Here is a 9,522-nt window from a genome sequence, read left to right as displayed (position 1 = left end):
GATCTAGGCCGCCCCGGTCGTCGGTTCCGGCGGTGCGGCCCCCGCGCCCGATCCCGCCGCCGTGGCCAACCTGTTGCGGCCCCTGGTGCACATGCTGTCCACAGACGCACCATCCGCCCCGGCCACACTATGGCTGCTCGGCGCATGCCTGGCGGTGGGCGCCGCATGGCTCGCGGCGGACATCATCCGCCAGCAGCACGCTGGAACGCCCACACGGGGCCGCCGTCCCCCTTGCCCCCCGCTTTCCACCGACTCACATCCAGCCCACAGTTCGGCCCACCGTTCGGGGCAGTCACCGCCCCCCTGCACGGCCTGACCCCCGCCCGCGCTTGGCGCATCGTCTCCGGCACCATTCCGGCCCCTTTCGTTCCCGTTCACCCTGGCCGACCGCCTGCCTGACTGCCTGACACGAAAAAGAGGGGACGCCGCACCAACGGCATCTCCCCTCTTCTTCCATTTTCGCACGGGCGCGGGCGCCCTGCACTACCACGACAGGGTGCGGGTATTTTCCCGGAACAGCGCCGCGCCGGTCAGGTCCGGCGTGCTCACGGCCAGCCCCGGCAGCAGGTCGGCCTGCTGCACTCCGTACTGCTTCATGCACATGGGGCACACGTACACCGTGGCCCCGCTGCCCACCAGTTTGGCCAGCATGCGCTGCTGTTCCTGATATTTTGCCTCGTTGCCCCTGGCGGCCAGCACCACGGCCCGGTCGTTGAGAAACAACGTCAGCGGGTGGCCGCGCTGCAGCTGATTGACCCCATAGCCGATGGCCATCAAGGTTCGGTGGCCCTCGTCGCTGGTCAGGTTGATGAACAGGGGGGCGTCCTTGTCCTCCGCCGCCGGGGCGGCGTGCGCGGGCAGGCCCGCCGAGAGCAGGAACAGCCACGCGGCCAGTGCGGCCAACCATCGCCCGTATCGCATGATGCCTCCTAGTGGGTGGGGGTGAGGGGTGGAGCCTGCCGCCCCGCATGATAACGCAGACGCGGATATACCCTTGCACCTTAACCCGCCCTGCGCGCCGAAGGCCAGTGTTATCATGGTGGGATGCGGCATCGCATGCCGCGCACCCGGGGCAGGCAGGCGGCAGAGGCGAACGCCCGGGGCTGCGACGGCTGCTGCTGCCACGGCGAACGACGGCCAACGCCGGAAACACGACGGCCCGTGGTGCAAAACCACGGGCCGTATCTTGCTGGATATGCGCGGATGTGACCGAGAGTGACGGGGCATGCCCGGACGCGACCAGATGCGGCCAGATGCGGCCAGATGTGGCCACGGTCGCCGCCGCGACGACGCGGAAAGGGAACCCGGCGCGTGGCCCGCGTGGCGCATCCACAGGGGCGTGCGGCCCGTCAGTAGTAGTGCTCCACCTCTTCCACGGTGGCCGTGGCCAACGCTTCCTGGTCGGCCTTTTCGCGCTTGCGCTCGTCGCGCCGCTGCTCGCGGCGGCGCTGCGCCTCGCGGTTGCGGCGGTGCTGGGCGGGTGTTTCCAGCAGCAGTTCCGGCACGGGCACGGGCTTGCGGTCCGGCCCCATGGACACGAAGGTCAGGTAGGCCGAGGCGGCGTGGCGCGATTCGCCGGTGAGCAGGTTTTCCGCTTCCACCCGCACGCCCACCTCCAGCGAGGTGCCGCCCGCAAGGTTCACGCTGGCCTTCAGTTGCATCAGCTCGCCCACGTGCACCGGCGCGCGAAAGTCCATGCGGTCGATGGAGGCCGTCACCACGGCCGTGCGGCAGTGGCGCATGGCGGCCACGGCCCCGGCAAGGTCGATGTGCTTCAGGATCACCCCGCCGTGCACGTTGCCTGCGGGGTTGGCGTCCTCTGGCAGGGGGCGGTGGGTCATCACCACTTCGCTGTCTTGCACGCGCTTGGCGCTCATGCGGCTGGCTCCGGGCGGTGTTGAGGTGACGAAACGCGGGGGGCGAAAACGTACGCTGCGGGGCGCGCGCCGTGGCTACCCGGCAAAGCTCACGCCGCCCTTGCCCAGCAGGTCGTGCAGGTGGATGAGGCCCACAAGGCGGTGCGCGTCGTCCACGATGGGCAGCACGGTGATGGCCTTCTGCTCCATGATGTCCAGCAGTTCCGCCACCGACTGGTCACTGCGGGCGCTGCGCGGGTTGCAGGTCATGATGGCCGTCACCGGGGTGCGCGGGGCATAGTCGCCCCGGATCACCGCGCGGCGCACGTCGCCGTCGGTAAGTATCCCCATCAGCCTGCCGCTGCCGTCCACCACGGCCACCGCGCCAAAGCCGCCCTTGTCCAGCACGCGCACGGCCTCTTCCTGGCCCACGTCGTCCTGGGTGACGGGAATGCCGGTGGTGTGCATCAGTTCCTGCACGCGCAGGCGCAGCCGCTGCCCCAGCGAACCGCCGGGGTGGTAGCGCAGAAAATCGTTTTCGGTAAACGATTTCCAGTGGATGAGACACACCGCCAAGGCGTCGCCGAGAGCCAGCACCGCGGTGGTGGAGGCCGTGGGGGCAAGGTTGTGGGGACACGCCTCGCGCGGAACGCCGGAATCCAGCACCACGTCGGCGGCGCGGCCAAGAGTGGATTGCGCCTTGCCGGTCATGGCGATGATGGCCGTGCCGATGGCCCGCAGGCTGGGCAGGATGGCGTTCAGTTCGTCCGTCTCGCCGGAATTGGAGATGGCAATGACCACGTCTTCCGCCCGCAGGCTGCCCATGTCGCCGTGCGCGCCTTCCACCGGGTGCAGGAAGAACGCCGGGGTGCCGGTGGACGACAGGGTGGCGGCCAGCTTGCGGCCCACCAGACCCGACTTGCCAAGCCCGGTAACCACCACGCGGCCCCGGCAGCCAGCCAGCAGGGCCAAGGCCGCCTCGAACGAGGGGCCAAGCCTGTCGCGTACCGCCGTCAGGCCTTCTATTTCGATATCGAGCACGTCGCGCCCGAGGGGAATCCAGTCGGTGCGGCGCTCGCCGCAGGTGCAATCGCTCATGCCGTGGAAATCCTGTGGATGTTGCGGATATGCCGCGCCGGGCGCGGCGTCCTTCTCTTCCCCCGAAACGCGGGGCGGGTCAACAGGTACCCGAAAAACGCACAGTCACGCTCAACCACCCATCACCCTTGCGTTTACGCCGCAGTGCGTGCAAAAGTCCCACCACAGGCGGCCTTGGTCATTTTTCCTGCCCCCGCCCGTTGCCGCGCAACGCGCTGCACTCTCCGGCACGACAGGCACACCCAGCGCAACAGGTACGCCCGATGCGACAAACGCAAAGGCCCACGGCCCCAAACGAGGAATCCACGATGACCATGGATGCGATCATTGAAGACTATTACAAGCTGTACGAAGGCGACAAGTCCGCCGTGGCAAAGCCCGCCATGTACTTCGAACTGTACAGGAAGTATTTCGCGGAATTGTTCGACCGGGAAATCGTGATCCTCGAACTGGGCATTTTCGACGGGCATTCGCTGGAGACGTTTTCGCGCATGTTCCCCAAGGCCAGAGTGATCGGCGTGGACATGGCCCGGTGCGAAAGAAGCTTTTCCAGCGATCGCGTGCGCATGTACCAGGGCCTTCAGGATGACCCGGCCTTGTTCCAGCGCATCATGACGGAAAACGGCGTACACCGGTTCGACATCATCATCGACGACTGCTCGCACGTGGGCAGCCTGACCCTAAACAGCTTCAAGATACTGTACCCGCACCTGGCACCGGGCGGGCTGTACGTTATCGAAGACTGGGGCACAGGGTATTTCCCCAAGTATGCCGGAGGGACGGCGTTCAACCACCGCAACCACCTCGTGTGCAGGCAGCGCATTCCGCAACCGGTGCTTGCCCTGGCCAACAGGATCCTGGGCAGGATTCCCATAAGGCTCAAGGCGTGGCGTGAATGGTTTCCGAGCCACCTCTACGGCATTCCGGGGGTGATCAAGCAACTGGTGGACGAAGTGGCCATGCCGGACATAACCGGCCACCTTGGTACGGGCGGCAACTTGGCCTCCCGGTTGGACTACCTGCACGTCTACAACGGCATCACCTTCATGCAAAAGCCCGCCGCCTGACACCACTGGCAGGCGGCGCACACCGACACGACAGCAAAGGGGGCCTTGCGGCCCCCCTTTTTCATGCAGGATTTTCGTGGTCACCCGCGACCATGGCCGCACGTGACCGCCCCACGCCTTCCGGCCTAGTCGCTCACTTCCAGGCACGCCCGGCTGCACCCGCCGCCCGCGCAGGGGATGGGATAGTCGCCGTTGAAGCAGGCCAGGCAGTAGTTTTCGGGGTGCGACACGGAGCGCAGCAGACCGTCGATGGACAGGTAGTGCAGCGAATCCAGCCCGATGAAGCGCTCGATCTCGGAAATGGAATGATTGGCCGCGATCAGTTCGCCCTTGGACGAAAAGTCGATGCCGTAAAAGCACGGGTGCTTGATGGGCGGGCAGCTGACGCGGAAGTGCACTTCCTTGGCGCCCAGTTCGCGCAGCTTCTTCACGCGGGTGCGGATGGTGGTGCCGCGCACGATGGAATCGTCCACGATGCAGATGCGCTTGCCCTTGATCATGCTCTTGACCGGGTTGATCTTCACCTGCACGCCGAAGTCGCGCATGTCCTGCGAGGGCTGGATGAACGTACGGCCCACGTAGTGGTTGCGGATCATGGCATGCTCGTACGGCAGGCCCGACTGCTGGGCAAAGCCCACCGCACAGTAGATGCCAGAATCGGGGAAGGGCATGATGAAGTCCACGTCCGGGGCCGATTCCATGGCCAGTTGGCGGCCCATCTCCTTGCGGCACTGGTACACGTCCTCGCCGAACACGATGGAGTCGGGACGGGCAAAGTAGACCAGCTCGAAAATGCACTGGCGCGTGGGAGGCTTCTTGCCCTCGTCGAGCAGGCTGTAGCTTTTCACGCTGTTGCCTTCGATGACCAGCATTTCGCCGGGGTCCAGCGGGCGGATGAATTCCGCCTCCATCAGGTCGAAAGCGCAGGTTTCGGATGCCAGCACCGGCGAACCGGCCAGACGGCCCAGGGCCAGCGGGCGCATGCCGTGCGGGTCGCGCATGGCGATGAGCTTGTCGTTGGCGAGAATGATCAGCGAATACGCGCCCTGCACCCGCTTGCACGCGGCCATGACGGCTTCCTCGAAGGATTTGCCGTTCATGTTGTGCGCGATGAGGTGCACGAACACTTCGCTGTCGATGGAGGTCTGGAAGATGGAACCCTTGCGCTCCAGTTCGTCGCGCAGTTCCACCGTGTTGGTCAGGTTGCCGTTGTGCGCGATGGCGATTTCCATGCCCTTGAAGCGCACCAGAAACGGCTGGGCGTTGCGGATGAGCGAGGCCCCGGTGGTGGAATAGCGGATGTGGCCGACGGCGATGTTGCCCTTCAGCTCCTTGCCCAGGTGCCGTTCGTTGAACACGTCGGGCACCAGGCCCATGCCCCGGTGCTCGCGCAGCTTCTGGCCGTCCCAGGTGACGATGCCCGCGCTTTCCTGCCCGCGATGCTGCAGGGCGTACAGGCCGAAATATGCCATGCGCGCCGCTTCGACGTGGTTGTAGATGCCGAAGATGCCGCAGTAATGCTTGATCATGCTCTACCTCGATGCAGACGGTCCGTTACGCGCCCATTGTGGTCATGTCGTGCGCCATTCATGCGCCAGCCGTTCGTCAACGCTCGACACCGCTCGTCTGGCCTTGCCTGGCGTTCACCAGGCGTTCGCCACAGTGCGCGTGGCCCCAAAGCGCAGGACCGGGCCTGAGGCCCGGTCCTTGTCGGTCATCTAGTTGGTTCCGTAGTATTCCTGCAAGCTCTTCACGTTCACCCCGCAGCAGCGGCTGGCCCGTATGGCCTGCGCGATGGCCTTGGCCCCGGATACGGTGGTGCTGTAGGGCACCCCGTACATCAGCGTGGCCTGCCGGATGGACTTGGAATCCTGCACGGTGCGCTTGCCCGAGGCGGTGTTGAGCACCAGGGCGATATCGCCGTTCTTGATGAAGTCCACGATGTTGGGCCGTCCCTCGTACACCTTGTGTACCGACGTGGCGGGCACGCCGCCTTCGCGCAGCAGCTTGGCGGTGCCGCTGGTGGCCAGCACCTCGAAGCCAAGGTCGGCAAACATGCTGGCAACTTCCGTAATCAGCAGCTTGTCGCGGTCGTTGACGGAGATGAAGATCTTGCCGCTCTGCGGCAGGCGCTGCCCGCCGGCAAGCTGGCCCTTCAGATAGGCTTCCTCGAAGCTGGAGGCAATACCCATCACCTCGCCCGTGGACCGCATTTCGGGGCCGAGCAGAATGTCCACCCCCGGGAAGCGGTTGAACGGGAACACCGATTCCTTCACCGAGAAGTAGCCGGTGCGGCGCATGGACCAGGGGTCCAGTTCCTTCAGCGTGGCCCCCAGCATTATCTGGGTGGCCAGGCGCGGCAGGGGCACCGCCGTGGCCTTGGACACGAAGGGCGCGGTGCGCGAGGCGCGGGGGTTCACTTCAAGGATGTAGATGAGGCCGTCCTTGACCGCGAACTGGATGTTCATCAGGCCCACCACGCGCAATTCGCGCGCCAGTTCCACGGTCTGCCGGGCGATCTCGTTGACGATGGCCTCGGGCAGGGTGTGCGGCGGAATGACGCAGGCGGAGTCGCCGGAGTGGATGCCCGCTTCCTCGATGTGTTCCATGATGCCCGCCACGTACACGTCGGTGCCGTCGGACAGGGCGTCCACGTCCACCTCGATGGCGCTTTCCAGGAACTTGTCGATGAGGATGGGGTGCTTGGGCTTTTCACCCACCGAATTGGCAAAGTATTCTGCCAGCTGTTCCTCGTCGTACACGATCTCCATGGCCCGGCCACCCAGCACGTAGCTGGGCCGCACCACCGTCGGGTAGCCGATGCGGGCGGCGGCGCTACGCGCCTCCGGCAGCGACATGACCGTGGCGTTGGCGGGCTGGCGCAGGCCCAGCTTCTGCAGCAAGGCCTGGAAGCGTTCACGGTCTTCGGCGCGGTCGATGGAATCGGGCGAGGTGCCAAGAATGGGCACACCGGCGCGCATCAGCGGCACGGCCAGGTTCAGCGGGGTCTGCCCGCCGAACTGCACCACCACCCCGTCGGGCTTCTCCGCCTCGATGATGTTCATGACATCCTCGTAGGTCAGCGGCTCGAAGTACAGGCGGTCGGAGGTGTCGTAGTCGGTGGATACCGTTTCGGGGTTGGAGTTGACCATGATGGCCTGCACGCCCATTTCCTTCAGCGCGAAGGAGGCGTGGCAGCAGCAGTAGTCGAACTCGATGCCCTGGCCGATGCGGTTGGGCCCGCCACCCAGAATGATGACCTTCTTGCGGTCTTCCACGGCCACTTCATGGCCGGTCTCGTAGGTGGAGTAGTAGTACGGGGTGTACGCCTCGAACTCGCTGGCGCAGGTGTCCACCAGATAGTAGGTGGGCACGATGCCCATCTGCTTGCGCAGGGTGCGCACGTCCGATTCGGGGCGCTTCCACATTTCGGCCAGCTGACGGTCGGAAAAGCCGTATTCCTTGGCGCGGCGCATCAGGGCCACCAGTTCCGCGTTGTCCACGGTCATGGCGTTGCCCAGGGCAAAGTCGCGCAGCTCGGCTTCCATGTCGACCAGGTCCTTCATCTGGCGCAGGAACCACGGGTCGATGGCGGTGGCCTCGTGGATTTCCTCCACGGTCATGCCGTCGAGCATGGCGTGGCGCACGTAGAAGATGCGGCGCGAGTTGGGCGTGCGCAGCTTGCGCATGATCTCTTCGCGCTCCGGACCCTTGCAGCGGAAGGCGGAACCAAGGCCGGGCGCGCCCACTTCCAGCGAGCGCAGGCCCTTCTGCAACGATTCCTTGAAGGTGCGGCCGATGGACATGGCCTCGCCCACGCTCTTCATCGAGGTGGTCAGCTCGTCCTTGGCGCCGGGGAACTTTTCGAAGGTGAAGCGCGGAATCTTGGTGACGCAGTAGTCGATGGACGGCTCGAAGCTGGCCATCGTCTCGCGGGTGATGTCGTTGGGAATTTCGTCCAGCGTGTAGCCCACGGCCAGCTTGGCCGCGATCTTGGCAATGGGGAACCCGGTGGCCTTGGAGGCCAGCGCGGAAGAACGCGACACGCGGGGGTTCATTTCAATGACCACCATGTCGCCGTTCAGCGGGTTGATGCCGAACTGCACGTTGGAGCCGCCCGTTTCCACGCCGATTTCGCGCATGATGGCAATGGAGGCATCGCGCATCATCTGGTACTCGACGTCGGTCAGGGTCTGCGCCGGGGCCACGGTGATGGAATCGCCCGTGTGCACGCCCATGGCGTCGAAGTTTTCGATGGAGCAGATGATGACGCAGTTGTCGGCCTTGTCGCGCATCACCTCCATCTCGAATTCCTTCCAGCCCAGCACCGACTGCTCGATCATCACCTCGTGCTTGATGGAGGCGGCAAGACCGCGCGCGGCGATCTCTTCCAGATCCTCCATGTTGTAGGCGATGCCGCCGCCGGTGCCGCCCATGGTGAAGGCGGGGCGGATGATGAGCGGGAAGGGCATTTCGGTGCCAAGGCGGCGCACGTCTTCCATGGTGCGGGCAATGCCGCTGGCGGGCACCTTCAGGCCTATGTTGGCCATGGCCTCGCGAAACAGTTCGCGGCTTTCCGCCTTTTCGATGACCTGCTTGTTGGCCCCGATGAGCTCCACGCCGCATTCTTCCAGCACGCCCATGGCGGCAAGGGCCAGTGCGGTGTTCAGGCCGGTCTGGCCGCCCAGGGTGGGCAGCAGCGCGTCGGGCCGCTCCTTGCGGATGATGGCGGCAACCGTTTCCGGCTCGATGGGTTCGATGTAGGTGCGGTCGGCAAGACCGGGGTCGGTCATGATGGTGGCGGGGTTGGAGTTGACCAACACCACCTCGTAGCCTTCTTCCTTCAGGGCCTTCACGGCCTGCGTGCCGGAATAGTCGAATTCGCACGCCTGCCCGATGACGATCGGGCCGGAACCGATGACCATGATCCGCTTCAAATCGGTGCGTTTGGGCATTGGACTCTGTCTGGTAACAGGGTTGCCCCGCAGGGGCGGGAAAGAAGAGGGCTGCCGGGACAAAGGCGGGAGGAGTGTGCGGGGCGTTCCGGCGCGGCGAGGCGCGGGGGAACGGCCATCCACCCGCGATTGTTACGGAACATGCGGGAATGAACCCACATTCCGTCAGCAATCCGGCTCTTATATCGCGCACCCCCGCGCTTGGCAAGACGCGCACGGGGTGGCGGAAGGGCCGGAACCCCGTTTTTTGACATTGATGGGAAAGCGGGGCGGGTGTCGTACATCCCGCCGCAGGCGGGTATCGCGCGCGGCGGCAGCACCGCGAGAAGCCCGCCGCTGTCCGCAATCCCCTGTCGTCGCCTGCCGTTCGCGGGCAAACCGCCCCACGCGCCAGAGCCCCCCCACGCTCCGCCGCCCTGCACCCTTCGAATCCGTCCGAATCCGCACGTTGCTTCGCACCGCGCCGCCCCTTGCGCCCCACCGCCCGCTGATGCTACCGCATTGCCTTCACCCGGCCCCGGCACCCGGCGCCTGCCGACGCCACGG

At 65.6% G+C, this 9,522-nt stretch carries 6 protein-coding genes; 1 reads left to right on the top strand and 5 read right to left on the bottom strand.

The window, feature by feature from the left end; translation table 11 throughout:
• Positions 1-483: 483 nt before the first annotated feature.
• From FVW27_RS00980 to FVW27_RS00970, 3 genes are all read right to left on the bottom strand, one after another.
• Entirely contained in the window at positions 484-921 is a 438-nt protein-coding gene (locus FVW27_RS00980) for a DsrE family protein (protein WP_167121954.1), read from the bottom strand.
• Between the two features lie 428 nt (positions 922-1,349).
• Positions 1,350-1,877, bottom strand: coding sequence for an acyl-CoA thioesterase (locus FVW27_RS00975; RefSeq protein WP_167121952.1), 528 nt, complete (start codon positions 1,875-1,877; stop codon positions 1,350-1,352).
• A 75-nt stretch (positions 1,878-1,952) separates the two neighbouring features.
• Positions 1,953-2,954: a KpsF/GutQ family sugar-phosphate isomerase gene (locus FVW27_RS00970; RefSeq protein ID WP_167121950.1), complete on the bottom strand. Its 1,002-nt coding sequence runs from the start codon at positions 2,952-2,954 to the stop codon at positions 1,953-1,955.
• 308 nt (positions 2,955-3,262) lie between these two features.
• On the opposite strand from FVW27_RS00970, the gene FVW27_RS00965 reads away from it, so the two are divergent.
• On the top strand, positions 3,263-4,021 hold the full coding sequence (locus FVW27_RS00965; RefSeq protein ID WP_167121948.1) for a class I SAM-dependent methyltransferase: 759 nt from the start codon (positions 3,263-3,265) through the stop codon (positions 4,019-4,021).
• A 125-nt stretch (positions 4,022-4,146) separates the two neighbouring features.
• Here the strand turns inward: FVW27_RS00965 and purF are convergent, their stop codons facing one another.
• A complete protein-coding gene (purF, locus tag FVW27_RS00960) occupies positions 4,147-5,550 on the bottom strand; it encodes an amidophosphoribosyltransferase (protein ID WP_167121946.1) in 1,404 nt (467 codons plus the stop codon).
• A 189-nt stretch (positions 5,551-5,739) separates the two neighbouring features.
• On the bottom strand, positions 5,740-8,976 hold the full coding sequence (gene carB / locus FVW27_RS00955) for a carbamoyl-phosphate synthase large subunit (RefSeq protein ID WP_167121944.1): 3,237 nt from the start codon (positions 8,974-8,976) through the stop codon (positions 5,740-5,742).
• Positions 8,977-9,522 lie beyond the last annotated feature (546 nt).

The organism is Nitratidesulfovibrio liaohensis, from assembly GCF_011682075.1.
Taxonomy (GTDB): domain Bacteria; phylum Desulfobacterota; class Desulfovibrionia; order Desulfovibrionales; family Desulfovibrionaceae; genus Cupidesulfovibrio; species Cupidesulfovibrio liaohensis.
This window is presented reverse-complemented; position numbering and strand designations above follow the sequence as displayed.